The 26,204-nt window shown below is 59.2% G+C and carries 22 protein-coding genes and 1 pseudogene; 14 read left to right on the top strand and 9 right to left on the bottom strand.

Going from position 1 to position 26,204, the window contains the following annotated elements:
* Positions 1-128: 128 nt before the first annotated feature.
* Genes ODQ19_RS25400 through ODQ19_RS25390 form a run of 3 tightly spaced genes read left to right on the top strand, consistent with a single transcriptional unit; the run spans position 129 to position 2,447 of the window.
* Positions 129-542, top strand: coding sequence for a hypothetical protein (locus ODQ19_RS25400; protein ID WP_330211540.1), 414 nt, complete (start codon positions 129-131; stop codon positions 540-542).
* 45 nt (positions 543-587) lie between these two features.
* Entirely contained in the window at positions 588-1,472 is an 885-nt protein-coding gene (gene ypfJ / locus ODQ19_RS25395; RefSeq protein ID WP_330211539.1) for a KPN_02809 family neutral zinc metallopeptidase, read from the top strand.
* Positions 1,473-2,447, top strand: coding sequence for an alpha/beta hydrolase (locus ODQ19_RS25390; protein ID WP_330211538.1), 975 nt, complete (start codon positions 1,473-1,475; stop codon positions 2,445-2,447).
* Between the two features lie 132 nt (positions 2,448-2,579).
* On the opposite strand, the gene ODQ19_RS25385 is transcribed toward ODQ19_RS25390, so the two are convergent.
* The 3 genes from ODQ19_RS25385 to ODQ19_RS25375 all read right to left on the bottom strand — a co-directional run bounded on the left by ODQ19_RS25385 (position 2,580) and on the right by ODQ19_RS25375 (position 4,762).
* A complete protein-coding gene (locus ODQ19_RS25385) occupies positions 2,580-3,167 on the bottom strand; it encodes an HAD family hydrolase (protein WP_330211537.1) in 588 nt (195 codons plus the stop codon).
* Positions 3,164-4,033: an acyl-CoA thioesterase II gene (tesB, locus tag ODQ19_RS25380; protein ID WP_330211536.1), complete on the bottom strand. Its 870-nt coding sequence runs from the start codon at positions 4,031-4,033 to the stop codon at positions 3,164-3,166. The genes ODQ19_RS25385 and tesB overlap by 4 nt, the downstream gene beginning before the upstream one ends.
* Before the next feature lie 159 nt (positions 4,034-4,192).
* Positions 4,193-4,762, bottom strand: a complete 570-nt coding sequence (locus tag ODQ19_RS25375; RefSeq protein WP_014720044.1) for a GNAT family N-acetyltransferase — start codon at positions 4,760-4,762, stop codon at positions 4,193-4,195.
* Between the two features lie 77 nt (positions 4,763-4,839).
* On the opposite strand from ODQ19_RS25375, the gene ODQ19_RS25370 reads away from it, so the two are divergent.
* Positions 4,840-5,760, top strand: coding sequence for a histone deacetylase family protein (locus ODQ19_RS25370; RefSeq protein WP_330211535.1), 921 nt, complete (start codon positions 4,840-4,842; stop codon positions 5,758-5,760).
* 171 nt (positions 5,761-5,931) lie between these two features.
* Positions 5,932-7,158 carry a TIGR03862 family flavoprotein gene (locus ODQ19_RS25365; RefSeq protein WP_330211534.1) on the top strand — a complete coding sequence of 409 codons (1,227 nt, stop codon included), beginning with the start codon at positions 5,932-5,934 and terminating at the stop codon, positions 7,156-7,158.
* A gap of 119 nt (positions 7,159-7,277) precedes the next feature.
* Here the strand turns inward: ODQ19_RS25365 and ODQ19_RS25360 are convergent, their stop codons facing one another.
* Positions 7,278-8,612, bottom strand: a complete 1,335-nt coding sequence (locus ODQ19_RS25360) for a DEAD/DEAH box helicase (protein ID WP_116664979.1) — start codon at positions 8,610-8,612, stop codon at positions 7,278-7,280.
* Positions 8,613-8,660: 48 nt separating this feature from the next.
* Complete coding sequence (yedA, locus tag ODQ19_RS25355; RefSeq protein WP_330211533.1) at positions 8,661-9,557, bottom strand: drug/metabolite exporter YedA; 897 nt, start codon at positions 9,555-9,557, stop codon at positions 8,661-8,663.
* A gap of 160 nt (positions 9,558-9,717) precedes the next feature.
* Between yedA and ODQ19_RS25350 the strand changes: the two genes are divergently transcribed.
* Positions 9,718-10,179, top strand: a complete 462-nt coding sequence (locus ODQ19_RS25350) for an Lrp/AsnC family transcriptional regulator (RefSeq protein ID WP_116664981.1) — start codon at positions 9,718-9,720, stop codon at positions 10,177-10,179.
* Between the two features lie 555 nt (positions 10,180-10,734).
* On the opposite strand, the gene ODQ19_RS25345 is transcribed toward ODQ19_RS25350, so the two are convergent.
* The 3 genes from ODQ19_RS25345 to ODQ19_RS25335 form a co-directional block, all read right to left on the bottom strand.
* Positions 10,735-11,346: a 3'-5' exonuclease gene (locus ODQ19_RS25345; protein WP_124401988.1), complete on the bottom strand. Its 612-nt coding sequence runs from the start codon at positions 11,344-11,346 to the stop codon at positions 10,735-10,737.
* A gap of 25 nt (positions 11,347-11,371) precedes the next feature.
* Complete coding sequence (locus ODQ19_RS25340) at positions 11,372-11,848, bottom strand: LabA-like NYN domain-containing protein (protein ID WP_330211532.1); 477 nt, start codon at positions 11,846-11,848, stop codon at positions 11,372-11,374.
* A 119-nt stretch (positions 11,849-11,967) separates the two neighbouring features.
* Complete coding sequence (locus tag ODQ19_RS25335) at positions 11,968-12,681, bottom strand: DUF2076 domain-containing protein (RefSeq protein WP_330211531.1); 714 nt, start codon at positions 12,679-12,681, stop codon at positions 11,968-11,970.
* A 182-nt stretch (positions 12,682-12,863) separates the two neighbouring features.
* Here ODQ19_RS25335 and ODQ19_RS25330 point away from each other — a divergent pair, with 182 nt between their 5' ends.
* Positions 12,864-13,523 (top strand): YciC family protein, encoded by a 660-nt coding sequence (locus ODQ19_RS25330; protein WP_116665159.1) that lies wholly within the window; start codon positions 12,864-12,866, stop codon positions 13,521-13,523.
* 41 nt (positions 13,524-13,564) lie between these two features.
* A complete protein-coding gene (locus tag ODQ19_RS25325; RefSeq protein WP_330211530.1) occupies positions 13,565-14,653 on the top strand; it encodes an endonuclease/exonuclease/phosphatase family protein in 1,089 nt (362 codons plus the stop codon).
* A 124-nt stretch (positions 14,654-14,777) separates the two neighbouring features.
* Here the strand turns inward: ODQ19_RS25325 and hrpB are convergent.
* Positions 14,778-16,907: pseudogene (gene hrpB, locus ODQ19_RS25320) on the bottom strand (ATP-dependent helicase HrpB); the annotation flags it as partial.
* A 79-nt stretch (positions 16,908-16,986) separates the two neighbouring features.
* Here hrpB and ODQ19_RS25315 point away from each other — a divergent pair.
* The 6 genes from ODQ19_RS25315 to ODQ19_RS25290 form a co-directional block, all read left to right on the top strand.
* Complete coding sequence (locus tag ODQ19_RS25315; RefSeq protein WP_130175021.1) at positions 16,987-19,323, top strand: hypothetical protein; 2,337 nt, start codon at positions 16,987-16,989, stop codon at positions 19,321-19,323.
* Positions 19,307-21,406 carry a site-specific integrase gene (locus ODQ19_RS25310; protein WP_130175022.1) on the top strand — a complete coding sequence of 700 codons (2,100 nt, stop codon included), beginning with the start codon at positions 19,307-19,309 and terminating at the stop codon, positions 21,404-21,406. Before ODQ19_RS25315 ends, ODQ19_RS25310 begins: the two co-directional genes overlap by 17 nt.
* Entirely contained in the window at positions 21,403-22,032 is a 630-nt protein-coding gene (locus ODQ19_RS25305) for a hypothetical protein (protein WP_130175023.1), read from the top strand. The genes ODQ19_RS25310 and ODQ19_RS25305 overlap by 4 nt, the downstream gene beginning before the upstream one ends.
* A gap of 2 nt (positions 22,033-22,034) precedes the next feature.
* Positions 22,035-23,471 (top strand): tyrosine-type recombinase/integrase, encoded by a 1,437-nt coding sequence (locus ODQ19_RS25300; RefSeq protein WP_130175024.1) that lies wholly within the window; start codon positions 22,035-22,037, stop codon positions 23,469-23,471.
* A 247-nt stretch (positions 23,472-23,718) separates the two neighbouring features.
* A complete protein-coding gene (locus ODQ19_RS25295; protein ID WP_130175025.1) occupies positions 23,719-24,777 on the top strand; it encodes a hypothetical protein in 1,059 nt (352 codons plus the stop codon).
* 42 nt (positions 24,778-24,819) lie between these two features.
* Positions 24,820-26,204: ATP-dependent nuclease (locus tag ODQ19_RS25290; RefSeq protein ID WP_330211529.1), on the top strand; the 1,385-nt coding region annotated here is incomplete at its 3' end.

Genomic DNA, 26,204 nt, shown 5'->3' with positions numbered 1-26,204 from the left:
CCGGGCCGGAGTCTGCCCCAAGAGCATAACCAAACACCGGGCGAACAGCGCACTAAATCGATGGATCCTAGTCCAACGCTGCACGCTCGCCCCGGCGTTGCACACTTTTTAACCAAGGCCTTGCTGCTATGAAAAAAATCCTCTTTGCCCTGCCTGCCCTCGCCCTGCTCGCTGCCTGCGACAAAGCACCGAAAGAAGCCCCCAAGCCCGCGCCGGCTTCCGTGCAAGCGACCCTGGTGCCCGAGACCCCGCCCACCGATAAATGGGTAGGCAAGTGGGTCGGTGTCGAAGGCTTGCACCTGACCATCGCCAAGGACGACAGCATTGGCCGTGGCCACTACCTTCTCACCATGCAATACGGTCTGGACGCCGACGACGCGGGCACCTTCAAAGGTGAGGCCGCCGAAGACGGCATCGCCTTCACCCGCCCCGACGGCCCGCAGCTGTTGCGCGCTGGCGACGGCGCCGCCACCGGCTTGAAGTGGCTGGCAGATAAAAAAGACTGCCTGATCGTTGCCACTGGCGAAGGCTATTGCCGTTAATACCGACCATAATCAATCACGGTTAGCACACAGAGGATTGCTCCCATGCTATGGAAAAAAGGCCGACGCAGCGACAACGTGGTGGATGCCCGTAACGACAGTGGCGGCGGTGGCGGTATGCGCTTCGGCGGCGGCAAGGGCCTGAGCCTCACGGCCATCGTGCTGATCGTCGGCATTGGCTGGCTGACCGGCCAGGACCCGATGCAGATTCTTGGCCAATTGACTGGCCAGATGGAACAGGCGCCGTCGGTCAGCACCCAGCCGCGTCAAGCGCCGCCAGCCAACGATGAGCAAGCCGACTTTGTGCGCGCTGTGCTGGGCGATACCGAAGACACCTGGGGCCAAGTGTTCCAGGAAAATGGGCTGGCGTATAAGAACCCGAAACTGATCCTGTTCCGTGGCCGGGTGAACTCAGCCTGTGGTGGCGCCACCTCAGCCAGCGGCCCGTTCTACTGCCCGGCGGATCAGCAGGTGTACCTGGACCTGGATTTTTTCCGGGAAATGTCGCAACGCTTCCAGGCCGCCGGTGATTTCGCCCAGGCCTACGTGATCGCCCACGAAGTCGGGCATCACGTGCAAACCCTGCTCGGCATCTCGTCCAAGATCCAGGCAGCGCGCCAACAGGGTCGGCAGATGGAAGGCGACGGCGGCCTGCTGGTTCGCCAGGAACTGCAAGCCGATTGCTTTGCCGGCGTGTGGGCCAACCATGCGCAAAAACGCCTGAACTGGCTGGAACCCGGTGATATCGAAGAGGCCCTGAACGCAGCCAATGCCATCGGCGATGACCGCTTGCAGCAACAAGGCCAGGGGCGCGTGGTACCAGACTCGTTCACCCACGGCACCTCGGCCCAGCGCGTGCGCTGGTTCAAGACCGGCTTCGCCCAGGGCCAGATCACTCAATGCGATACCTTCGCGGCCAAGAGTCTCTAAATGATCAAACGATTGGGGTTACTGCTGGGGGTGCTCGTGTCCTGTTGCACCTTCGCAGCCGAACACGGCGTCAAGGTGGTCAGCCCCGATCGCTTTCACCTGGAGACCGGCGACCTCAGCCTGGGCCTGAGCCAGGATTGGCGCCAACCACTGCCCAAGGTCACACGCGCATTGATCATCGTGCATGGCCGCCTGCGCAATGCGCAAACCTACCTGCAAAGCGGCATCGACGCCGCCGAGCATGCCGGGGTGGGCGGCAGTACGCTGGTGATCGCGCCGCAGTTCCTTAATCAAGCGGACGTGAAGCGTAACCATCTGGACAAAGAGGTATTGCGTTGGAAGGGTAACGACTGGATGGCCGGCGAAGCGTCCACCGGCCCAGGGCAGATCAGCTCTTATGGCGCTCTGGACCAGATCATCAAGCACTTGGGCAACCGCAAACTGTTCCCGGCACTGAAAGAAATCGTGGTCGCCGGGCATTCCGGTGGCGGCCAGGTGGTGCAGCGCTTCGCCCTCACCGGCCACGACCATCCGCTGCTGAACGCCGAAGGCATCCGCCTGCGGTATGTGGTGGCTAACCCGTCGTCCTATGCGTACTTCAGCCCGCAACGCCCGGTGACGTTCGACGCCGCCAACTGCCCAGGCTTCAACGACTGGAAGTACGGCATGCAAAACCTGCCGGATTACGTGGGCGACCGAGGTGCCCAGCAACTGGAACAAGACTACGTCTCGCGCGACATTACTTACCTGTTGGGCCAGCAGGACACCGACCCCAACCACCCAGCATTGGATAAAAGTTGCGAAGCCGAAACCCAGGGTGCGTATCGGCTGATGCGTGGCCACAACTACTTTGACTACATCAAGCAGCGGCATCCGCAGTTGGGTCACCGGCTGGTGGAAGTGCCGGGGGTGGGGCATGACGGGGATAAGATGTTTACCTCGCCAGAGGGAGAAAAGGTGCTGTTCACGCAGTAGTCACTGACGAAACCCAATAAAAATGTGGGAGCTGGCTTGCCTGCGATGACGGACTGTCAGTTGACAGAGTGTCAGCTGACCCACCGTTATCGCAGGCAAGCCAGCTCCCACCTTTGATCTCTGTCGCCTGGGTTAGATCATTCGGCGCAGCGCCGCACAATCCTCGGCATGCCAATCCGCCAATTCCGGCCAAGGGTTCTCCGGCCAGTTCACCAACACCGTCTTGCTGCCCGCCGCCCGGCCACAATCCAGGTCAAAGCGATAATCCCCCACCATCACCATGTCGCTGGGTGCTACGTCCCAAGCCGCCGCCAGTTTCAGCAACCCGCCCGGATCCGGCTTGTGCGGCGCATCATCGCGCCCCAGCACATCCTCAATGGCAAAGCAGTCCGCCAGGCCTATCGCCTCCAGGGTGATATGGGCCAGCTCCCGCGCATTGCGGGTCAGGATCCCCAAGCGATAACCGCGCCCGGCCAATTCGCGTACCAGCTCCACCGCGCCTTGTGCCGCCACCGAACCCAGGGCCAACTCACGCTCGTGCTCCAGCAACCAGGCGTGCTTGGCCGCTGCAACCGGTGCCGGCAAGGCCGCCAGGTGCGTGAGGATGTCGTCTTCGGGTGGAATGTCCAGCGCCACGCGGATAGCGGCAAAATCATGCACCGCCACCGTGAGGGTGCCGTCCATGTCGAACACCCAGTGCCTAACGTCGCTGAGGCTCATGCCCAATCCTTGCGATGGCGGATCAAACCTTCCTGGGTCACCGACGCCACCAGTTGCCCGGCGCGGTTGTACACACTGCCCCGGGAGAAACCCCGGGAGTTGCCGGCCCAGGGGCTGTCCATGGCGTACAGCAACCAGTCATCGGCACGCAGGTCGGCGTGGAACCACAGCGCGTGATCGAGGCTGGCGACCTGCATGTCTTTCTGCCACACGGTCTTGCCATGGGGCAGCAGCGAGGTGGTCAACAGGCCGAAGTCCGAGGCATAGGCCAGCAGGTATTTATGCAGCGCCGGCGTGTCCGCCAGCGCACCGTCGGCACGAAACCACACGTACTTGACCGGGTCGGATGGCTGGGGGTTGAACGGGTCTTTTTCGGTGACCGGGCGCACTTCGATGGGCTTGGGGCACAGCAGCTTGTCGCGCATGTGCTCGGGGATCAGGTGCGCACGTTGCTGGGTCAGCTCCAGCTCCGACGGCAGGTTTTCCGGGCCCACCACCACCGGCATGGTGGTCTGGTGCTCGAAACCTTCTTCGTCGTACTGGAACGAGGTCGTACAGGTAAAGATCGGATTGCCCTTTTGAATCGCGGTGACACGACGCGTGCTGAAACTGCCACCATCGCGCACGCGGTCTACCGAATACACCACCGGCAACGCGGCATCGCCAGGGCGCAGGAAATAGCCGTGCAGGGAATGCACATGCCGCGCTTCTTCTACGGTCTGGCTGGCCGCCGACAGCGACTGGCCGAGCACTTGGCCGCCGAACAGTTGGCGAAAGCCCAGGTCCTGGCTGCGGCCGCGAAAGAGGTTCTCCTCGATCGGCTCCAGGGTCAGCAATTCCACCAGATCTTCCAATACTTGGCTCATTGAAACTCTCCTCAAAGCAAAACGGTATCTACCTGTAGGAGCGAGCTTGCTCGCGAAGGTCGCTAACGATTACGTAGCGCTTCTGGTTTACCGCAGCGCTCTTGCGCTCTTCGCGAGCAAGCTCGCTCCTACAGGGTTCTGTTGAGCATGACCGCCTGCTTATCCGTGCAGCGTGTCCAACCATTGGGCGCGGGTGATGCGGTACAACACGTGAGGGCGCAGCGGGTCACCGGCTGCGACTTTCGGGTGTTCAAAATCTGCCTGCGGATCGTAATGCATACCGATGGCCTGCATGACTTTTTGTGAGGGCAGATTGCTCTCGGTGGTGAAGGCCAGGATTTCGTCCAGTTGCAAGCGGTCAAAACCACAGCGCAACGCTGTCCAGGCGGCCTCACTGGCATAACCCAGGCCCCAATGTTCGCGGGCCAGGCGCCAGCCGATTTCCACCGCCGGGGTAAAGCCGGCTTCAAAGCTGACATTCGCAAGCCCGGTCAGGCCGATAAATTCGCCCGTGTCCTTGCGCTGCAAGGCCCAAAAACCAAAGCCATATTCAGCAAAATGCCCGCGAATCCGGCCGATCAGCGCGGCGCTTTCCAAGTGGCTCAATTGAGCCGGGAAGTAACGCATCACCTGCGGGTCGGCGCACATGCGCGCAAAGTCCGGCAGGTCGCTGTCGCGCCATTGGCGCAGCACCAAGCGTGCACTTTCCAGTTCCAGTATCGGCTCCATGGGTCCCCCCTGCCTTGCCATGTGCGTGAGTGTACAGCGCTGTTAAGATCCGTCGCAGGTTCCCGTCAGAAAATCCCATGCCCTTGCCATTGATCTACCACGAAGACTACAGCCCTGAGTTCCCGGCGGACCACCGGTTCCCCATGGACAAGTTTCGCCTGTTGCGTGACCACCTGGTGGACAGCGGCCTGACCGAAGACAGCCAATTGCTGCGCCCGCCGCTGTGCCCGGCAGAGATCCTGGCCCTGGCCCATGAACCTGGGTATATCGAACGCTACATGAGCGGCGAACTGTCCCGCGAAGACCAACGCCGCCTTGGCCTGCCCTGGAGCGAAGCCCTGGCCCGGCGCACGGTGCGTGCGGTGGGCGGCTCGATCCTGGCCGCCGAACAGGCCCTGGCACATGGCCTGGCCTGCCATTTGGCGGGCGGCACCCACCATGCCCATTACGATTATCCGGCGGGTTTCTGCATTTTTAATGACCTGGCGGTAATCAGCCATTACCTGTTGGCCAGCGGCCGTGTCAATCGCGTGCTGATCTTCGATTGCGACGTGCACCAAGGCGACGGCACCGCACGCATCCTGCACGACACACCGGATGCCATCACCGTGTCGCTGCACTGCGAAAAGAACTTCCCGGCACGCAAGGCCCAGAGCGACTGGGACATCCCGCTGCCCATGGGCATGGGCGATGCCGACTACCTCAAGGTGGTGGATGACGCGCTCAACTACCTGCTGCCGCTCTACCAGCCGGACCTGGTGCTGTACGACGCCGGCGTGGATGTGCACAAGGACGACGCCCTTGGTTACCTCAAGCTGACAGACACAGGCGTCGCCGCCCGTGATGAAAGCGTGATGCGCCACTGCCTGGGCCGCGACATTCCGATGATGGGCGTAATCGGTGGCGGCTATAGCAAAGACCGCCCCGCCCTCGCCCGCCGCCACGGCATCCTGCACCACAGCGCGCAGCGGGTATGGACGTCATCAGGCTGTCATTGAACTGTGAGCGTTACCCACAATGCCTGTGGAACGGCCTGTGGATAACTTGAGCGTAAGCGGCTACAAGCGTTTGACCGCATGGCCTGTAGGAAAGTGTACGTTTTTTGATCAGGCAGCGGCGTCGTGGTCGGGTAGAATGCTCGGCCTATTCAAACCACCGTAGCCCTGCCCATGCCTCAGACTTCTGCCCACCACGTCTCCATTATCGGCGGCGGCCCCGCCGGGCTGATGGCCGCCGAAGTCTTGAGCCAGGCGGGCGTGCAGGTGGACCTGTACGACGGCATGCCGTCGGTGGGGCGCAAGTTCCTGCTAGCCGGCGTGGGCGGCATGAACATCACCCACTCCGAGGCGTATGCGGCGTTCCTGTCGCGCTACGCCGAACGCGCCCCGCACATGGCGCCGTTGCTGCGCAGCTTTGGTGCCGAGGCGTTGTGCGAATGGATCCATGGCCTGGGTATTCAAACCTTTGTCGGCACCTCCGGCCGCGTATTTCCTACCGATATGAAAGCTGCACCCCTTTTGCGCGCCTGGCTCAAGCGCCTGCGGGAGCAAGGTGTGGTTATCCACACCCGGCATCGTTGGACCGGCTGGAATGCCGAAGGCGATTTACTTATCCACAGCCCGGACGGCGATAAAGTTGTCCACAGCGATGCTGTGCTGCTGGCGTTGGGCGGCGGCAGTTGGTCGCGCCTGGGCTCCGACGGTGCGTGGCTTAACCTGTTTGAAGGCAAAGGCCTGCCCTATGTGCGGCTGCAACCGAGCAACTGCGGGTTTGAAGTGTCGGCTTGGAGCGAGTTGATGGTCAGCAAATTCGCTGGCGCACCGTTGAAAAACGTCGCCATTGGCCTTGGGGATGACAAGCCTCGGTTGGGTGAAGGCGTGATCACCGCCACCGGCATTGAAGGCAGTTTGATTTACGCCCTGTCGGCGCCGATTCGTGAAGCGATCAACCGGGACGGTGCGGCCACAGTGCATATCGATTTGCTGCCGAGCAAGCCGTTGGACAAGGTGCAGGCCGCATTGGCCAAGCCCCGTGGCTCGCGGTCGATGAGCAAGCATTTGCACAGTCAGTTGGGGTTGGATGGCGTGAAAGCGGCCCTGCTGCGCGAGCTGGCGCCCGCTGAACACTTCACCGATCCCGCGCAGTTGGCGGTGGATATCAAAGCGTTGCCGCTGACATTGGTGAGGACGCGGCCGATGGATGAGGCGATCAGCACGGCCGGTGGTGTGCCATTTGAAGCGCTGGATGAGCGCTTGATGCTCAAGCCGTTGCCTGGGGTGTTTTGTGCGGGGGAAATGCTCGATTGGGAAGCGCCGACCGGTGGGTATTTGCTGACCGGGTGTTTTGCCAGTGGCCGGGCGGCTGGGCTGGGGATGTTGGAGTGGCTTAACCGCTGAGAGCTGCGGTGGATTCAAGGCCGCCATCGCAGGCAAGCCAGCTCCACCTTTGACTGTATTCACACTTCAAAGGTGGGAGCTGGCTTGCCTGCGATGAGGCCATCAGCCACAGCGCAAAATCATTTCTTCTTACGCGGCCCAGTGTTAAAAACCGGCACCTTGCGCACCGGCTTGATCGAAGGCTCAGCCGGGGCCACTTCCCCACTGTCCACCCACTTGCCCAGATTGCGCTTGCCGCCACCGCCGGACGCCTTAGGCTTCTTCGGCTTTTTCGGCTTCTTCACCACCTGCCCGCTGGCATCGGTGTCCGGCACGCGGTGCTCCGGCTCAAAATCCGCTTCCATTTTGCGGGTGAGGGTCTGGCGGGTCAGCATCTCGATGGCCGAGAGCATGTTCACCTCATCGGCACACACCAGGGAAATCGCCTCACCAGTATTGCCCGCACGCCCGGTACGGCCGATGCGGTGGATGTAGTCTTCCGCCACGATTGGCAGGTCAAAGTTGACCACCAGCGGCAGGTCTTCGATATCCAGGCCTCGGGCCGCTACGTCGGTGGCCACCAGGATCTGCACGTCGCTGGTCTTGAAGCGGTCCAGTGCGCGTTGGCGGGTGGCTTGGGGTTTGTCGCCATGGATGCCATCGGCGTTGATCCCCAGGCCCTGCAACTTGTCCACCAAGGCGTCTACGCCGTTGCGGGTCTTGGCAAATACCAGTACCTGCTTCCAACGGCCCTTGCGCATCAGGTGCACAAACAGCTCCGGTTTGCGCTTCTTGTCCACCGGCACCACCCACTGCTTGACGGTGTTGGCAGCGACGTTGCGCGGGCTGACTTCGATGCTCAGCGGGTCGTTGAGCATCTGCCCGGCCAGCAGGCGGATGTCATCGGAGAAGGTCGCGGAGAACAGCAGGGTCTGGCGCTTTTTCGGCAGCATGCGATAAATGTTGGCAAGCTCTTCGGAGAAGCCCAGGTCGAGCATGCGGTCGGCTTCATCCAGCACCAGGGTTTGCAGCTGGTTGAGCTTCAGCGCGTTCTGGCGAAACAGGTCGATCAGGCGGCCAGGGGTGGCGACCAGAATGTCGACGCCTTTGCGCAGCTTCATCATCTGCGGGTTGATGCTCACGCCGCCGTACACCGCGTAAGTGGTCAGCGGCAGGTGTTGGGCGTACTCGGCAACGCTGGCGTGAACCTGCTCGGCCAATTCGCGAGTCGGGCACAGGATCAGCGCACGCGCCGAGTTGGCAGCGACTTTCGGCCCTTCCAGGGTCAGCAGTTGCAGCAGCGGCAAAGCGAAACCTGCGGTCTTGCCGGTGCCGGTCTGGGCCGCGGCCATCAGGTCGCGACCGGCCAGCACTGCCGGAATGGCTTGCGCCTGCACCGGCGTCGGGGTCTGGTAGCCAAGCGTCTCAAGGGCGCGCAGCAAGGGTTCGATCAGGCCAAGGGTGGCGAAAGTCATGTAGTTACCGTAGGAAAAATTCAGCGCAAGGGCGTAATGCGCGGCAGTTTACCTTATTTCGGGTTTGGGCTTGCGCCATTGGGGCAGGCTGATCAGCAACACCGCGCTGATGATCACCAGCATTGCCAGGGCTTCTTCCAGGCCGATGGTCTCACCTACGAATACAATCCCCAGCAACACGGCGACGGCCGGGTTCACATAGGCGTAGCTGGTCGCCGCCGCCGGGCGTACGTGTTTGAGCAGGTACATATAAGCGTTGAAGGCGATGATCGAGCCGAACACCGTGAGGTACGCCAGGGCCAGCCAGCCTTCCAGCGGAGGCATGGCCTGCAGGCGCTCGCCAGACAACGCGCTGACGATCAGCAGCGCCACGCCGGCCACGAGCATTTCCGCGGCGCTGGCCATGGCGCCTTGGGGCAGCGGCAAATGCCGGCTCCACACCGAGCCGAAGGCCCAGGACGCCGCCGCCATCAACAGCAACACCGCGCCCAGTGGGCTCGACTGCAAGGTACTGCCCATGTTGAGCATGGCGATGCCGATGATCCCCAGCAGCACCCCGGCCCATTCCAGCCGCGTATTACGCGCGCCCCAGAAAAACCCACACAGCAAAGTGAACAACGGCACCGTCGCCACCGCCAACGCGGCCACGCCGGACGACACCCCCATGTGTTCGGCCACACTCACGCCACCATTGCCTACCGTGAGCAACAAAATGCCGATCATCCCGGCTGCCTTCCACTGCGGCCAGGTCGGCGCAGGCACCCCGCGCCACCTGAGGAAGCCGTACATCAACGCGCCCGCCGTGCAAAACCGAATCCCCGCCAGCAACAGCGGCGGCCAGTACTCCACGCCGATACGGATCACCAGGTAGGTGGAACCCCAGATCACATACAACGCAAAAAAGGCGGCGATCAACGGTAAGGGAAAGCGACGTGGGCCAGGCATTGGGCGGCTCTATGGCAGGAAATGGGAGACTTATTCTAGAAACGAAGGTGGATAAACTTAAGTTACAAAACCTGTTTAAAACGCCAATACACTTCTCAAACCATGGTTATCAAGGCTATAAACCGTGCTTTCGAAAGCCACGCGTAACCGGAGCCTTATCATGGACAAATACGACCGCATGCTCCTCAGCGCCCTGCTTGAAGATGGCCGTGCTTCCTACGCGCAGCTGGCACGCACCGTGAACCTCTCCGCCCCCGCCGTAGCCGAACGCGTGGCCAAGCTTGAGGCCAGCGGCGTGATCACCGGCTACCAGGCCAAGGTGGATTTATCCAAAGTGGGCTTGCCGATTCAATGCGTGATCGAGTTGCGGCTGACCAATCATGGCAGCCAAAAGGTGTACGACGCCCTGGCGGAAATACCCGAACTGACCGAATGCCACCGGGTCACGGGCGACCCCTGCGTGATCATGCAAGCGGCGGTGGGCTCGATGCCCGAGTTGGAGAACCTGATTAATCGGGTAGCGAAGTTTGGCTTCAGCAAGACTTCGATTATTTTGTCCAGCGCCATAGAGCGGCGGGTGCCGTTGGGGCAGTTGGATGCCAACGGGAAAAATGCTGGCTGAGCGATCGCTCCCACAGAGATCGCGTACTGCCCAAGCAACGCGGTCAACTGTGGGAGCTGGCTTGCCTGCGATGGCGTCAGTGGCCTCACCGGTTACCCGCCGCCCCCTGTAGGAGCGAGCTTGCTCGCGAAGGACCTGAGGGCGCCGCGTGCATTCAGGACGCCAGCGTCACCGTTGACGTTCTTCGCGAGCAAGCTCGCTCCTACAAAGGGCTTGATCTGCATGACAAAGCAGGTCAGGTCGTCATCAATGATGTCGAAGTCATCGATAGGCGACGCATAACCCCTGTGGGAGCCGGGCTTGCCCGCGATAGCGGAGGGCCAGGCAATAAATGGCTGGCTGATACACCGCTATCGCAGGCAAGCCAGCTCCCACATTGGAACTCCAGTGTTCTTGAGGTAGTAGCCGGATCAGAACCCGCGCTGTTTGCTGATCGTTCCCACGCTCTGCGTGGGAATGCCGCCCTGGACGCTCTGCGTCCGCTCTTAAAGTCGTGACGCGGAGCGTCACCAGATGCATGCCCACGCAGAGCGTGGGGACGATCAGCGCCTGGCCTTAAAACCCGCGATGCTTTTTCAGGTGCTCATTGATCTTCGCGGCAGGCACTTTCTGCAAGGTGCACAACAGGTCATGGGACAGTTCGCGCAGGCCGTGGGTCTGGCGCAGTTGCTGGGCCAGGTGCGCCGTGAGGTTGGCGGCCATTTCCGCATCCGCCAGCGCCCGGTGAGCCTGGCCGGTGTGGGGCAGTTTGGCGTAGGTGTTGAGGGTGCCGAGCTTGTGGTTGGGCGCAGCCGGCATCAGGCGGCGGGCCAGCAGCAGGGAGCAGGCGAATTTCTGCAGGCGGGTGCGGCGGATCAGGCCCAGTTCGAAATCCCAGAACTTCTGGTCGAACGCGGCGTTGTGCGCCATCAAGGGCGTGGTGCCGACGAACTCATTGACTTCGTTCATCACCCGTTCAGCCGGTGGCGCGCTGCGCAGCATGGCGTTGCTGATGCCGGTGAGTTGTTCGATAAACGCCGGTACACGCACGCCGGCGTTCATCAGGCTCTGGTAGCGGTCCACGATTTGCCCGCGCTCAAGGATGACCACGCCAATCTCCGTGGCCCGGCAGTGGCTACTGGGGGTGATGCCGGTGGTTTCAAAGTCGATGACCGCTATACGTTCCAAACCTGTTCCAACTCCGTTCTACGATCTATTTGAGCAACAACGCGCCTTCGATCGGCACGTAATGGCTGGCGGCGCGTATCAATGAGTTGGCCGTCAGCCCCGGCACGCCGTAGGCCACGGCCCGCACGCCATGCTTGTGGATGATGCGTTCGAGCAGCATGTCGAAGTCGCCGTCACCGGAAGCAAGTACGATTTCGTCGACATGGTCGGCGGCGTCCATGATGTCGAGGGTGATGCCCACGTCCCAGTCGCCCTTGGCCGAGCCATCGCTGCGCTGGATATACGGCTTGAGTTTTACCGTGAACCCCAGGTTGCGCAGGATCTGCTGGAACTGCTGCTGCTTGCTGTCGCCGCGGTCGATGGCATAGGCGTACGCCTCGACAATCTGCCCGCGCGCGCTGATGTCAGCCCACAGGGCGGCGTAGTTGAAGTGGCAGCCATAGGCCTGGCGCACGGTGTAGTAGAGGTTTTGCACATCGGCGAACACTGCAATTTTTTTCACCGCACTTCCTCATGGACAGCCAGGCGCCAGCGCCCGGAAAGGGCGCCAGTATGCCAGCCAAGGGAGCGTTTCCGGGAAAAAATCAGACCGGAGCGCCGTGGCGTTCCGGTCTGCGTGGGTCAGACGAAAGAATCGTCGTCGCCAAAGGATGAGGAATCGTCCGAAAAATCGCTGTCGGCATTGTTGCCGTTCCAGCTGTCATTACCGGCGAACTGCTGGTCATCGCTGCCCCAGTTGCCTTGCTCACTGGTCGGTGCCGGTTGTTCGATGATCTCCTCCACCACCTGCGGCTGCGCATTGTGATGGAACAGGCTGCTGATCCCTTCAGCCAGCAACACACCACCGGCCACACCGGCGGCGGTCTTCATGGCGCCACCGAGAAAGCCGCTGCCGGCTGGCGCGGCGACCGGTGCCTGCGGCTGTTGGTAGTTCTGCTGCGGCGCTGGCTGGCCAAAAGCCGGCCGCGCCGGTTCACGCCAGCCGCCACCCGAATTGCTCGGCGCAGGCTGTGGATCACGGGGGCCGCCGCCAAAGATGCTCGACAGGAACCCACCACCACTGGCCGGCGCCGGTTGCGCAGACTTGGCCCGCTGCAGTTCGTCCTGCAATTGCTGGATCTGTTGCGCCTGTTGCTTGTTCTGCGCATCCAGAGCCTGGAGCGCATGTTCCTGCACCAGCAATGACTGGGTCATGTAGTACCCGGCGGCGGGTTGGCGAGTCATGTGCTCCTTGATCCGCGCTTCGGCCTGGGCGTCGCGGGGGGCTGAGTCCGTTTCGGCTTGTTGCAACCGTGAAAACAGTCCATCGATCAGGGTTTGCTCTTCGCTGTTCATGGCGACCTCGTTAGATTGCCGATAAAAAATTCCGGTCCCGCCTGTGATCAGGCCGGGTGCCTTCCAGTTATGGGGATGTTACGAGTTGTTTCAATGGTCTTTACTCAAGGTTTACGTTTGCGCCCCTTTGAGCCTGATCGGTTAAAGTGTCGCCCTCTGCTCCCAGGCCTGTGATGACCCTGATGAATCCGTTAGACGTTTTGCGCGACTCCCTCCGCTTTACCCAGCGCAACCTGGGTGCCATCGTCCAGCTGTGCCTGCCATTGGTGATCCTCGAAGCCTTGCTGCAACAGGTGCTGGACCACACGCTGGGCCCGGATGCGTTTCCCGGCTACAGCGTGGTCGTGGGTTTGTTGGTGTACCCGCTGTACACCGGCGCCCTGATCCTGTTTCTCGACGCCCGCACCCGAGGCGAGTCGCCGCGCACCAAGGACGTATGGGCCATGGCCTTGAGCCTGTGGCCGCGTTTCGCCCTGCTGACGGCCATGAGTACCTTGCTGATTCTGCTGGGGCTGTCGCTGTATTTCCTGCCGGGCTTATGGCTCATGGTGGTGCTGGCGTTTGCCGAATACCTGCTGGTGCTGCGCGGTATGCCGGCGTTGGCGGCGATGAAGGAAAGCTTTCGCCTGACCCGCGGGCATTTCTGGCGCATCCTGGTGTGCCTGCTGTGCGTAATGACGCCGCTGTGGCTGCTCAAGGGCGCCAGCGTGGCGGCGTACCCTGAGCCGGCGCCGTTGCTGGGGCTGCTGATGGACAGCGCCCACAGCTTCCTGCAACTGTTCACCAGCGTGGTGCTGTTCCGTTTATTCATGCTGATCGGTGGCGACGCCGACGTGCGGTGATATGCTCCGTGGCTCTTCTGACACGCATATAAGCCGAGCCGATGACCCGTTTATTGCGCATCACCCTGTTGAGCCTGTTGATCATCGCCGGCCTGCTGGCCGCGCTGATCTACAGCCTGACCTGGCGCCCTGCCGACAAAGAAACCCTGCCCGTCAACTGCGTGGCACCCCGCGCCCCGACGCTGTTGCCGGGGCAGGCGCTCAAGGTCATGACCTGGAATGTGCAATACCTGGCCGGCAAGAACTACGTGTTCTGGTACGACACCCCGGACGGCAGCGGCCCGGATGAACGCCCCACCATTGAAGACATGGCATTCAGCCTCGACGAAGTGGCACGGGTGATCCGCGACGAACAGCCCGATATCCTGTTGCTGCAAGAGATTGACGAGGGCGCCAAACCCTCTCACTACCAGGACCAGCTGGCGCTGTTGCAGGAGCGCCTGGTCGACCTCTACCCCTGCAGCGCCCAGGCGTTCGACTGGAAAGCCGACTTTGTACCCAACCTGCACATTTTCGGCAGCGTCGGTCGCAAGCTGGCGACACTGAGCCGCTACCAGATCGAACACGCCGAACGCCTGCAACTGCCGGCCGCCGAAACCAACTTTATCAGCCGGCAGTTCCAACCTAAACCTGCGTTGCTACTGACTTACCTGCCCTTGAGCGATGGCGGCCAACTGGCGGTGCTCAATACACGCCTGGACGGCGGCGCACCTGGCCGTTCGGCAGCGCAACAACAAGTGCAAGCCACGGCCAAGCTGCTGGACAAGTTCGAAGGCCGGGGCACGCCCTGGTTGATCGGCGGGGATTTCAACCTGCTGCCACTGGGCCAATACCTGCGTCTGGACGCGGCTAAGCGTGGGCAGTATGCGCCGGACAGCGAGTTGCATCTGCTGTGGGACAAGTACCCGATGATCCCGCGTAACAGCGAGTCCAGCGGGATTGATCGAGAAAAATGGCTGACGCACTTCCCCAATGACCCGAGCCTGGACGGGCCGGATCGCACCTTGGATTACCTGTTCTACAGCCCGCGCATCAAGCGGGTGGAGGCGAAGGTGAGGCAGGAGGACACGTTGCGCATTTCCAACCATCTACCGGTTATCGCCCGCTTCCTGCTGCCTGCCGCGCAATGAGCGTTGACACGCCCCCCCTGTGGGAGCGGGCTTGCTCGCTAAGGCGTCGGGTCAGCTAATACATGCGCTGGCTGACACACCGCCTTCGCGAGCAAGCCCGCTCCCACATATTGGATCTTTGTCGTCAGGGTTTGCGAGGTTTGATCCGGGCCGTCGCTTCGGCCACCAACGGGTCATCCGGCCAGTAATGCTTGGGGTAGCGCCCTTTCAAATCCTTCTTCACCTCGGCGTAAGTACTGCGCCAGAAGTTCGCCAGATCCTGCGTGACCTGCACCGGCCGCCGTGCCGGGGACAACAGGTGCAGCTTCACGGCCAGGCGCCCGCCGGCGATACGCGGGGTGTCTGCCAGCCCGAACAATTCCTGCAAGCGCACCGCGAGGATCGGCGGCTGTTCGCTGTAGTCCAGGCGTACCGATGACCCCGACGGCACTTTCACATGCTGCGGCGCCAGCTCTTCCAGGCGTTGGGGCAAGGGCCAGGGCAGCAGGTTGTGCAAGTAGCTGGAAATATCCAGGTTGGCAAAATGGCTGAGGCGCGAGACCTTGCCCAGGTAAGGCATCAGCCAGTGTTCCAGGCTGGCGAGCAGGGCCTTGTCGCTGATATCGGGCCATTCGCTGGTTTTGCCGGCGTCGAGTTGGCGCAGCAGCATCACACGGGCCTGCCATTGGCGCAGTTCCGGGGTCCAGGGCAGCAGTTCCAGGCCTTTGCGGCGCACCAGGTTGACCAGCGCCTGGCTGCGGGCGGATTCGTCGAGGCCGGTCAAGGGTTCACGGCTGAGTACCAGCTCGCCGACTTTGCGTTGGCGCTCGGCGCGCAAGACGCCTTCACGCTCGTCCCAGTCGAGTTGGTCGACGTTGCGCACTTGCTCGGCGAGCACCGTGTCGAACAACGCCGGATCAAAATCCGCCGCCAGGTAGATGCGCTCTTCGCGTTGGCCCTGGCGGCTGCCCAGGTCAGCGATCACCAGCCAGGGTTGTTTCATCAGGCTGTCGGCTTCGGCAAATAGCGCTGCTCGGCCATTGGCCAGGCGATATTCAGCGCCACCGGCGCGGCGTTGCTGGGCGACGCGGTCCGGGTAGGCCAGCGCCAGCAAGGCGCCGAGCCAGCGCGGATGGTCGGGGTTGTCCACCGGCTGGGTCGCCTTTCCGCGCAGGTAGCCACGGTATTGCCGGGCCAGTTGCTTGGCGCGCTGCACGCCCCCCTGGGTACCGCGCGCACGCTCCTCGCCGGACATCAACGCCAGGCGGCTGTGCAAATCGGCACCGCCGCCGCGCAGGATATCGCGCTCGCCCAACAGGGCTGCCACGTCACAGGCGGTGGCGGCCAACCCCAGGTCTTGGCCACGCAATAAAAGGTGGGCGATACGCGGGTGGGCTGGCAACTCGGCCATTTTCTGACCATGGGTGGTGAGGGTTTCGTCGTTCAATGCACCGAGGCGTTGCAACAGATCCTGGGCCTGGGCATACCCGGCCGTGGGTGGCGCATCCAGCCACACCAACTGGCTGGGCGTCACACCCCAACGGGTCAGTTGCAAGGCCAGCCCCGCCAGGTCGGCGGCGAGAATTTCCGCACTGCCATAAGCGGCCAAACCGTCATGCTGGTCTTCGGACCACAACCGATAACACACGCCTGGCTCCAACCGCCCTGCCCGACCGGCGCGCTGGGTGGCGCTGGCGCGGGAGATGCGCTGGGTGTCGAGACGGGTCATGCCGCTGCCGGGGTCGAAACGCGGCACCCGCGCCAGCCCGGCGTCGATCACCACGCGCACGCCGTTGATGGTCAGGCTGGTCTCGGCGATGTTGGTGGCCAGCACCACTTTGCGCTTGCCGGCCGGCGCCGGGTCGATGGCGGCGCGCTGGGCGTTGAGGTCCAGCTCGCCATGCAGGGGGCACAACAGCACATCAGGACTATCTCCCAGGGCGTCGGCCAATTGCTGGTTGACCCGGCGAATCTCCGCCTGTCCCGGCAAAAATACGAGCACGCTGCCGGTCTCGTCATGCAGGGCTTCGAGGATGGTTTGCACCACGCGCGGCTCGATAAACTCCCCGGCCTGGTACGGCCGGCCCCAGCGCATGTGCACCGGGAACATGCGCCCCTCACTGCGCAGGATCGGCGCGTCATCCAGCAAGCCCGCCAAGCGCTCGCCCTCAAGGGTGGCGGACATCAGCAGGATCTTCAGCGGCTGCTCGTCGCGGAACAACTCGCGACCGTTAAGGCTCAGGGCCAGCGCCAGGTCGGCATCGAGGCTGCGCTCGACGAGATTGCCACTTGCACTATCTTATCAAAGCTGTCAAAAATGTAGTTAATACAGTGGCTTGAATGGATTTATGTGAATGGAAAACACTTTGACAATCATCAAGGAAATGCAGTGTTTGCCTTTCTATCCGATCACAGCGATCCCTCGTGATGTCCTGGAGCTCATGCAGCGTTCTTTCGATGCTTTAGCCACACGTTCCAATACAAAGGCTGGCAACCTCATTCCCGTTTTCGATGCCTACTGTCATGTGACCGCTACGCCCATCACCTACCTGTCACTTTCGAACGCGGGATTCGAAAAAGTCATCCAAGGCTTTTTGGGGGCCCTCGATGGCGACTCGCTAGTTCCCGTGGGATATCAAGCCAGGAGGGAGTACCAGCGGAGCTTCGTCAAGCTAATGATCAAGATGCGCGAAGAGATTCCGATGCTGCCGGAACTCACCACCGCAGACTGGCAACCTAAGCTCTACCAGCACGTGTGGCAGGAGATGCAACATCACCTGGATCCTATTGCTGTGCGGTACTGGAATGGCTGGACGGTTCAAGGCCGTAATGGAAAAAACGGGTACGTGCCCATTGCTTATTTGTGGAACTCTCATGGCCATGAGTTCGCTGAAAGTGTGTACGAACACTACAGCAACAACATGTCGAAAAAGTTGAGCCCATCCCATTCTGACTTCAATACATTTGTCTATTATCTCGCGAACAACGAAGAACGCTGGCCAATCTCGACATTCCAAAATCCAGTGGAAATCAGGCGACTATTCGTTGACTTCATGTTCCACAGCTTCACACAGGCATTAGAAAACGGTACAGACTTAGATAACCGAAGCCGTTCCTACTCAAAATTTGTATTCTCAATGGATGAGGTTTTTCTGCAATCCGGAATTTGGGCTAAGCCATTCTCGGGCGCTCTACCCAGGCCAATTTCAAAGTCGACGTCAGGTACAAAGACAAATACCAAACAGAAAGCTGACGGAACAGTTGTAAAGGACAAATTGATTACAGAAGTTCCTATCCACCTTACCGATAGCGAAGCTATCGAAATTCTGTTCAAAAACATCCATGAAGACAACGCGCTCGTTTTGAAATGGGCGAGACATCGACTGCAAAAAGCCAAAGAAGCATACGAGGCCTGCGTAGAGCGTGGGCAACGAGGAACTGTTATCACCGGTGGTAACAGCAACGCAAAAACTATCGACGAAATTGGCGCAGAAAATATATGTGCGACCTTCCTAAAAAAAGGGATCACATATTTCAAGAACAACTTAAAGAGCATCCTGGGCAAAGCTCCCAAAGGCGAAGCCTATAAGCTTCTTGGCATTCCCAGCGTAGAGACCGTCTTCGCTCTACAGATGCTATTGATCCACGGACATCCAGATGTCACCGACGCGTTTTTCTTGGGCCTAGAACTTTATGATAAGCGAGGCGACCTAACAGCGCTCACAAAAACAGAGTCGGGCGCCTATCAATTGACCGGATATAAAGACAGGGCTGGCGGCCATAATAGTGAGAGAAAGATCCTGCTATCGGATGAAGAGACCGAGTGGGTACAGCTTACGCTTTCCATGAACCAAGTATTGCGAGACGAGCTTCGAGCAGCAGGTAACGACGAGTGGCGATATATGTTTCTTCACACCGCAGGACGATTTGCTACACCGTCTAAGCCAGAGTCCATTAAGCTGAATGATAAAACCATTAAGTTCAGACGCGAAATGGTTGAAGAGTTCATGGTTCTTGGAAATCGTAGCGAATTCGCGACCGTGCGCTTCATTTCTAGGCTGTCAGTCACAGCATTTCGCGCTTCCGCAGCCGTCGAGATCTTCCTGCGTGATCACGACGTTGAGGAGATGGCCAGGGCGTTGGGCCACAAGGGATACACCTCCACACTGCTTAGCAGCTACTTGCCAGAGCCCATCCTGGCCTTCTTCCAGACACGCTGGATCCGTCTGTTTCAGCGCGGGATTATCTGCCGCGCTATGAAAGACAGCCCGCGCCTGCTAGAAGTCGCCCACTTCGCAAGCATGGAGGAGCTCCATAAATTCCTGGAAAACCACGCATTGCGGGAAATCCCGGAGCACTTGCAGAACCCTGACTATCTCAAGACGCCCGCAGCCGCAGCCGCAGCCAACGATTCTGATGCTGACAAGCCTGGCCAGGTGATCGTTTCGATCGATACCGGCGTGCTCACGGCCCTGCTGTCGCTAAAAGCCGCCGTTGTCGAAGCAACCAAGACAAACCCAACAGGCAGGCAGCTCTGCTCGAAGGCCATCTACTGGGCGCGCTTCACGGATCTGGTGGTCAAAGATATTGAGGAAGGCCTGGACAGTGACTTGATTGATCACCTCGAAGCTGCTCAACACCACGTCAATGCCTCTCACATGGAAGACCTGATCTATGCAACTGCCTCCTGAGCTCGATTTCCTTGCCCCTTTCTTGGTTGAGCCCTCAGAGGCGTATCGATACGCGTCTTGGCTGCTGAATGACTTCGACGCTGATATCTGGGAATACAGCTTTGACTACAAAAAGCCCAAAAACCTGGATTGGAGGGTGCAGCTGGATGATGGAAGCCTGCTGACGGATGCCAAAAACCAAAATCTTCTGTTGGGCTTCAAGTACTACCTAACGTCCTGCACTCGTGACGATTCGGGCTATATTCAGGAGACCAATGAAGTCCAGGGCCAGCAGCTTCAGCGCTTCTGTCATGCATGCCACATCTTGGATTTCTTGTTAATTAATGGCAAACGCTACCGATTGGCGAAGTATGGCCTGGAAGGTCTTACTGCCGGTAACTTGACAGAGATTCTCGAAACGCTTGCTGACACTCCACTCATTGCAGAGTCGGTGTACAACTGGCGTGAACGGCTGAGAAATTACTGCTTAAAGCTTGTCGAAGCAACCAGTTCCATCGCCTTGGCCGAACTCATTCAAGCCATGCCCCAAATTGCCGAAGTTTCCGATGAGCAGCGTGTCGATAACAACCTCGGCATTGCTTGCGAGCTAATTCCTAAAGTTCGCGCCGCGCTCTATCTTAAAGGTTTCTACCACAAGCAGGTGGGTGGTAACAGACCAAACACCACTCAGCTATCGCAGGAGATCTATCTAGAGACCCTTTGGGGGAAAAACCAACCCAAAGTGATGTATGACATCCTCATTTATAATGATGACTCCTCACAGTTCGATCGTGAGTTCCCAGGTGCGCCTGTAACAAGCGGCGCCCGAGAAAAAATGCGTGATTCTACATACGTTACTTACCGGCGCGCAGTGTATCAGCTAGGCGTTCTCCATGAGTTGAAGTTGCCAGCCCCAAGGGAAGAAGCCCTCATAAAGGCGGAAAAATTCCAGCCTGATCTGTCGACCATCGGGCGCTTCCGCACCCTTCCGTCCGAAATCGTCTTCACGGGTCTGCGCCAGGCAATCGAGTTTCACCTCGACCATGGCCAGGAGCTTAGCAGGGCGTTTTGCCGTATCGCACTAGAGTGTCGTAAACGCAGCGTTTCCCCGAGCGCCCTGACCGCATCAGAGGTTCAACAACTGGTAGGGCCCAAGCTGGCAGCGTTTGGTGTAAGCAAGCTTTGCTTGGCTATGAACTCAGCGAACAACGGGGCATACCACAGCAATATCAAGGGCACCAAAGAATCCTATTTTGAGAGCCTGCGTGCCAATCATGGCCTCTATGAGCTTCTGGGCGTCTACATAGGCTGCGTACAGCTGACTGTGGGAATCCTGATGGCACGCAGGGTCAGCGAGCTGTACGACTTGAACGCCAAAGACTGCCTAGATGAGACCGAGGGTTGGCTGCTGTTCCGGAACGCAAAAAGCACTCGGCACTTGTTTGGCATGCGCCGCCGAGAAGCCAGGCCGATCGAGCCGATCGCGGCAGATATGATCAAGACACTCATTCGAATGCAGAAGGTGCTTCGTCGTATCGGCTACATCCCGAAGCTTCAGAAGCTCCTTTCTGTTCCGAACTTCAAGGGTGCAGCGAAACTGACAGAGTCCAGTGCCTACGTCTACAACCGCAACCTGGATCTCTACTGCGACTATTTTGAGACCCCGCTGACGGCTAAGGGGGAACGACACTACTTCCGCCAGCATCAGATGCGCCGGTTCTTCGCGATGCTGTTCTTCTACTGCGGCAGCTTCGCCAAGCTCGATACGCTGCAATGGATGCTCGGGCACACTGATCCGAAGCACGTATACCGCTACATCACGGAGTCGACTGATGGTGCAGTGCTGGCCAGCGCGAAAGCGCAGGCCGTGGCCGAGCAACTGCACCAAGGCAACTATGAGAACTTCATGGAGCTCACGCATCTGCTGAAGGAACGCTACGGTACTGAAAAATTCACGTTGATCAGCACCCACGACCTGGAAGATCAAATTGTGGAGTTGATGCAGGAGGGCTGGGTCGAGATCGAGCCCGAGTTTTTCAGCGATCACGAAGGCAAAAAATTCAAGATTGTGGCGCGCCTTAAGCGTGCTCCGGAGGCAGCATGAGCAAGGGCAAGGGTGTTTCACTGGCCGCACAGGCCGTGCCGTCGGTGCGTGGGCTGCACGCATTACTGGTTGAAGCTATCAAACGGCCTAAGCAGTACTATGCCGACCAGGAGCTTCTTAAAGCGCTGAAGAGCCAAGGTGGTATTGCGGCTCTAGAACGCATGGTAACCAGCGATCGTGGCGAATCCCTACAGATCATGGCCATGAGCCTGAACTCTCTGAAAACCTACGCCGAAGGTCACTTACCTGGCGGGTTCAAGGCCCTCAATGACCTAAGGCTCAAAGCGCTAGAAGCCCTTAAGATTGCGGAGAATCGTGGAGAGCGAGCCAACAAGCGCAGCCGCTCTGGCCTCACGCTGAAGGTTGCTGAACTGGAGCATGAGCTTCTGCTGCATCGCCAGACCAACATGCTCCTGCTTAAAGCGCTGGCAGAGTCCCACGATTGGTTTTTCAACATCCACAACGCCTCCTCCCACTTGCTGCGGGAAAAGGCGGCGCAGGATGCAACTGAGAACCTAAGAGCGATCCTCAGCATGGCGATGCCACCCTTCAATACCCTGCACACTGTCGAAGCGCCGGCACCCTCCGCCGACGTGTCCAACATTGCCGATTACAGGAAGGGGTAGTCATGCAAGCCGTGACCAAGAAAAAGCTTCATTCTCTACTCGGTGAGTTTACATTTTTCAGCCATTACTCTGTCGATCGATTCAGCACCAAAGAGGCGACGAACATGTCCTTCTTGTGTTGGCCGAACGGTTCGCCCTGCCTCATCGGCAACTTGTATCTTCAGACTTTGCTCAACAACCGAGGTCGCACACGCAATGGCCTTTCCCGGAGGGGGACGAAGGGGGGCTCGATGGCAGGCCATGCAGGGATGGTGGGACAGTTGCTGAAGCGGTGCTATCGGGATGGTATCGATCCGATCAACCTCACGGATCAAACCTTCACGGCTTACATTGTCGAAATCCGACTGGAGCCCGCTAAGTACAATCCAGCTCAGCCCAAGAAGACAGAAAATAGTGTGATTGCCACGGGCAAGGTGTGGCTCGATTTTTTGGTTTTTGTGGGCACCTTCTATCGTCACCCGAATTTCGTTTCAGAGAACGGAACCATCCGTGCGCGCGAGGAGACCTACTACATCAAAGTCCGGGGAGGCAGAAAAGTTCTAAAGTCCCATCTTTGGCACCACTCATTCGGCAAGCCTCACCGAGTACGGCGTCGTGACCCTGTTACCAGCGAGCAAGTACAGATGCTTAGGGCTGCCAATCGAAAGGACAAGGCCACCGACTTCGTGAAAATGCGGCGCCTCATAATGATCGAATTGTTCAATGACCTCGGCCCTCGGCGTGGCGAGCTGGCAAACCTGAAGGTGCAGGATGTGCGCGATGCGATTGCTCTTGGCCTCGACTCTCCGGTATTGCGCTTGGACACCCTGAAGCGTGAGGAAGATGCTAAGCGGTATGTACCGATTCTGATGCCAACGCTGCGAATGTTAGACCGGTTCATCGATGGCCCTCGGCGCAAGCTCATGCGCAATTTTTACAAAGGAAGCAAGGATCACGGCTACCTGTTTGTATGCTCCAGAACCGGAAAGCCCCTCAGCGACAAAAATTTTTCTAACGAAATCCTAAAGCTTCGAAAGCTCGCAGGTATCGAGTCTCAGATCTGCCCGCACATGTTCCGGCATGCCATGATCACTCGCCTCTTCACCCAGTTCATCGCACGGCATCAGCTGAACAACGCGGATGATTTTCGGCGTGCGCTTTTGGACACCGAAACCTTCAAAGCCGAGGTCGCCGAATGGACTGGTCACCTCGACCCAGACTCGGTGGAGAACTACATCCATCTCGCTTTCAGGGATCTGTCGGGCTACACCGAGACCCTTAGCTCAACGCACCTTACACTGGCTATGGACAAGTACTTCACACTCTCAAAAGACCTTGAGCAGCAGTTGGAAGAAGGTTTACCGGTAGCCGAATACCTCCGACTAAGGCAGGAGCTTAAGGAACTGTACAAGCAAGACGCTGAGATCGCAGAGAAGCGCATTACGTCGCTGAAAAAGTGATAAGGCTGAGGCAGATGAAGCGATCTGCCAATAAGCCGCTCAGCGGCCTCCTGCTTGACCTAAAGCGCCAGATCCGTAGCAATACCAATACCAGGAGGCGGCTCTCACAACCTCATAACGCCTCACCAGCGGTCTAGTATTGATTCATCCTGGCAATATGCTATCCATGAGATCGGGGGAATCTATCTCCCCTAGGATTAGCTCCAGCGCTCCACGGGCGTTAGAACGCAAAAAGCAGGGAGAATCGATGCGCCTAGATCAGATGCCATACAACTCAATGCCCACCCTGGCCGTCCTTCCGTTCCGGCAATTCAGCATCGGATGGACATGGCAGTTGCGGGCACTCAAGCTCTTCCCCGACTCCCAATTGTCCTGGAAGCGTTACTTCTACGATAACGGCAGTGGCCATGCGAGGGCGGCTGTTTTCACCTCCTACGAGGAGGCCATAGGAGCTGCGGACGAATTCAACAGCCGAACCAGTGAACTGGTAGCTCAGGCGGTGCCGGATCCTGTGCTTCAGAACTCGACCGCCCTGAAGGTCGAGAAAGCACTGACGGCGGCGCGCCGTATCCGGGGAGAAGAAGAGCTCATGGAGCGCGAAGCAATCAAGCGAAACGCCCATTTGCCCCGTCCCAACATGCAGGAGCTGGAACTGCACAATACGATGGAAAGCTTGCGACAACCCCTCTACCAGGAGCTTGAGCGCGCTCCTTACCTGGAGATAGTTGCCATCCCGAGATTCAACATGTGCCTTCGTCGTACCGAAGACCAGACGTGGGAACAGATCGGAGCCTTGTCTCCCAAACGCTCGCAGATTTGCCTGCGAGAGGTGACAGCCAAAGGATTCGGTCTTTCGGGAGCAGATCACTGGGGGAGAACGAAAGCACAGATTCGGGCACTGCTTCTTCCCAGAGCCAATCAGCTGCTGCAGTTAGCGAGCGTCAAGCAGATGCTTGCCGAGGCGAGGATGCGCGGCCAGAGAGTAGTGGTCTGCGGTGGCTTCGTGTTCTGGTATGAGGACGACGGGGTGCCACGGTGGGTGCTGAAAAACACGGGTGGCGAGTCCAGCAGCGATGAAGGAAACACCTTGTGGTACGAGGGAACGATCTTATCCAAGAACCATGGCCGGATCGTCGTGCTTCCCTATATCAAGGAGAACGGGGAAAAGGTTCAAGGGCACACGAAGAACGCACCGCACGATGGAAAGGCGCTACCTCGCCATCGAGATCAGTACGTCACCCTACCTTTTGAGATCCTGGACGGCGACCTCATGATCGGACTATTTGGTGAGCTCCACTATGAGTAATGCACCGACTAATCGGACATCCCTTCCATGTAAGGACAGCAGATGATCACGAAGATCAAAATCCAGGGCTATCGGATCTACGGCGACTTCACGCTGCTGCCCAACAGGGATCTCAATATCCTTGTGGGCGGTAATGACGCGGGGAAGTCGACCCTGATGGAGGCAATTGGTCTCGCGCTCAACGGGCGTACCGGTGGTCGCTCCGCTCAGGAGGAGCTGAACCCGTACTGGTTCAACAAAGACCTGGTTAATCAATTTCTGGAAGACTGCGCCTGGGATGAAAAATCGGCGCTACCAGAGATCCTGATTGAGCTATTTCTAGAAAATCGGCCAGAGTTGCAGTTTCTCTGCGGGGCGATCAACAGCGATAGGAAGACGAATGCCTGCCCTGGTATCTCGTTCAAGGTCATTCCTAACCCCGAGTATGACGAGGAACTTGCCCAGTGGCGTATCAACCCCAGCGCGCTGATACCCGTTGAGTACTACAAGATTGAATGGCGTACCTTTGGGGATGAGGTACTGACTCGGCGCCCCCGGCAGCTCGCCGTTGCGACTATCGATTCCCGTACCGTCCGCTCAACCTCAGGCGTCGACTATCACCTACGCCAGATCCTCAGTGACCATTTGGAGCCGAGCGAGAAAGCCAAGATCTCCCAGCATTACCGCGAGATCAAAGAGTCCATGACCTCTAACTCCCTGGGAGGAGTGAATGATCGCCTCAAGGATATTCGAGCGCCACTGGATAACCAGGTGATGGCCTTAGCCATGGATCAAAGCGCTCAATCCTCCTGGGAGGGGTCGGTCACACCACACGTAGATCATGTGCCGTTCGCCTTGGCAGGCCAAGGGCAGCAGGCTTCGATCAAGATTTCGCTGGCCATGCAGCGCCTGTCCGAGCACACCAGCATCGTGATGATTGAAGAGCCAGAGAATCACCTGTCACATACCAGCTTGACCACGCTGCTGTCGCGCATCGAGGAGGCTGCAGGTGAGCGTCAACTGTTCATCTCGACCCACAGTGCCTATGTGCTGAATCGCCTCGGCCTGAGCTCCTTGCTCCTCCTGCATCGCGGCAAGGCATCTCACATCGAGACGCTTGATCCGGACACGGTCGGCTATTTCCAAAAGCTCCCAGGCTTCGACACGTTGCGGATGGTGCTGGCTCACAAGCTCGTCCTAGTGGAGGGCCCTTCGGACGAGATTCTGTTCGAGCGATTCTTCAAAGACCTCTACGGTAAGCACCCGATGGAGCTGGGGATTGATGTGATGAGCATGCACGGGCTGACGTTGAGGCGCTGCCTTGAACTGTGTACTGCCATCGATCGACCAGTTGCAGTTCTTCGAGACAACGACGGAGAAGACCCAGAAACCCTTAAGGAAACTGTCAGCGAACTGCTCGAAACAGGAAAGCGCGAACTCTTTATTGG

This window comes from Pseudomonas sp. AM4(2022) (assembly GCF_036346515.1).
In the GTDB taxonomy this organism is placed as follows: domain Bacteria; phylum Pseudomonadota; class Gammaproteobacteria; order Pseudomonadales; family Pseudomonadaceae; genus Aquipseudomonas; species Aquipseudomonas paracarnis.
The sequence above is the reverse complement of the archived record's forward strand: the minus strand, read 5'-3'. Positions and strand labels throughout refer to the sequence as shown.

Bases quoted from the DNA above. Each gene is read 5' to 3' on its own strand.
- ODQ19_RS25330 (WP_116665159.1), top strand. From the start codon at position 12,864: ATGAATCCGTTAGACGTTTTGCGCGACTCCCTCCGCTTTACCCAGCGC.
- ODQ19_RS25360 (WP_116664979.1), bottom strand. From the start codon at position 8,612: ATGACTTTCGCCACCCTTGGCCTGATCGAACCCTTGCTGCGCGCCCTT.
- ODQ19_RS25365 (WP_330211534.1), top strand. From the start codon at position 5,932: ATGCCTCAGACTTCTGCCCACCACGTCTCCATTATCGGCGGCGGCCCC.
- ODQ19_RS25390 (WP_330211538.1), top strand. From the start codon at position 1,473: ATGATCAAACGATTGGGGTTACTGCTGGGGGTGCTCGTGTCCTGTTGC.
- ODQ19_RS25305 (WP_130175023.1), top strand. From the start codon at position 21,403: ATGAGCAAGGGCAAGGGTGTTTCACTGGCCGCACAGGCCGTGCCGTCG.
- tesB (WP_330211536.1), bottom strand. From the start codon at position 4,033: ATGAGCCAAGTATTGGAAGATCTGGTGGAATTGCTGACCCTGGAGCCG.
- ODQ19_RS25315 (WP_130175021.1), top strand. From the start codon at position 16,987: ATGGAAAACACTTTGACAATCATCAAGGAAATGCAGTGTTTGCCTTTC.
- ODQ19_RS25335 (WP_330211531.1), bottom strand. From the start codon at position 12,681: ATGAACAGCGAAGAGCAAACCCTGATCGATGGACTGTTTTCACGGTTG.
- ODQ19_RS25350 (WP_116664981.1), top strand. From the start codon at position 9,718: ATGGACAAATACGACCGCATGCTCCTCAGCGCCCTGCTTGAAGATGGC.
- ODQ19_RS25385 (WP_330211537.1), bottom strand. From the start codon at position 3,167: ATGAGCCTCAGCGACGTTAGGCACTGGGTGTTCGACATGGACGGCACC.
- ODQ19_RS25375 (WP_014720044.1), bottom strand. From the start codon at position 4,762: ATGGAGCCGATACTGGAACTGGAAAGTGCACGCTTGGTGCTGCGCCAA.
- ODQ19_RS25295 (WP_130175025.1), top strand. From the start codon at position 23,719: ATGCGCCTAGATCAGATGCCATACAACTCAATGCCCACCCTGGCCGTC.
- ODQ19_RS25300 (WP_130175024.1), top strand. From the start codon at position 22,035: ATGCAAGCCGTGACCAAGAAAAAGCTTCATTCTCTACTCGGTGAGTTT.
- ypfJ (WP_330211539.1), top strand. From the start codon at position 588: ATGCTATGGAAAAAAGGCCGACGCAGCGACAACGTGGTGGATGCCCGT.
- ODQ19_RS25370 (WP_330211535.1), top strand. From the start codon at position 4,840: ATGCCCTTGCCATTGATCTACCACGAAGACTACAGCCCTGAGTTCCCG.
- yedA (WP_330211533.1), bottom strand. From the start codon at position 9,557: ATGCCTGGCCCACGTCGCTTTCCCTTACCGTTGATCGCCGCCTTTTTT.
- ODQ19_RS25325 (WP_330211530.1), top strand. From the start codon at position 13,565: ATGACCCGTTTATTGCGCATCACCCTGTTGAGCCTGTTGATCATCGCC.
- ODQ19_RS25400 (WP_330211540.1), top strand. From the start codon at position 129: ATGAAAAAAATCCTCTTTGCCCTGCCTGCCCTCGCCCTGCTCGCTGCC.
- ODQ19_RS25310 (WP_130175022.1), top strand. From the start codon at position 19,307: ATGCAACTGCCTCCTGAGCTCGATTTCCTTGCCCCTTTCTTGGTTGAG.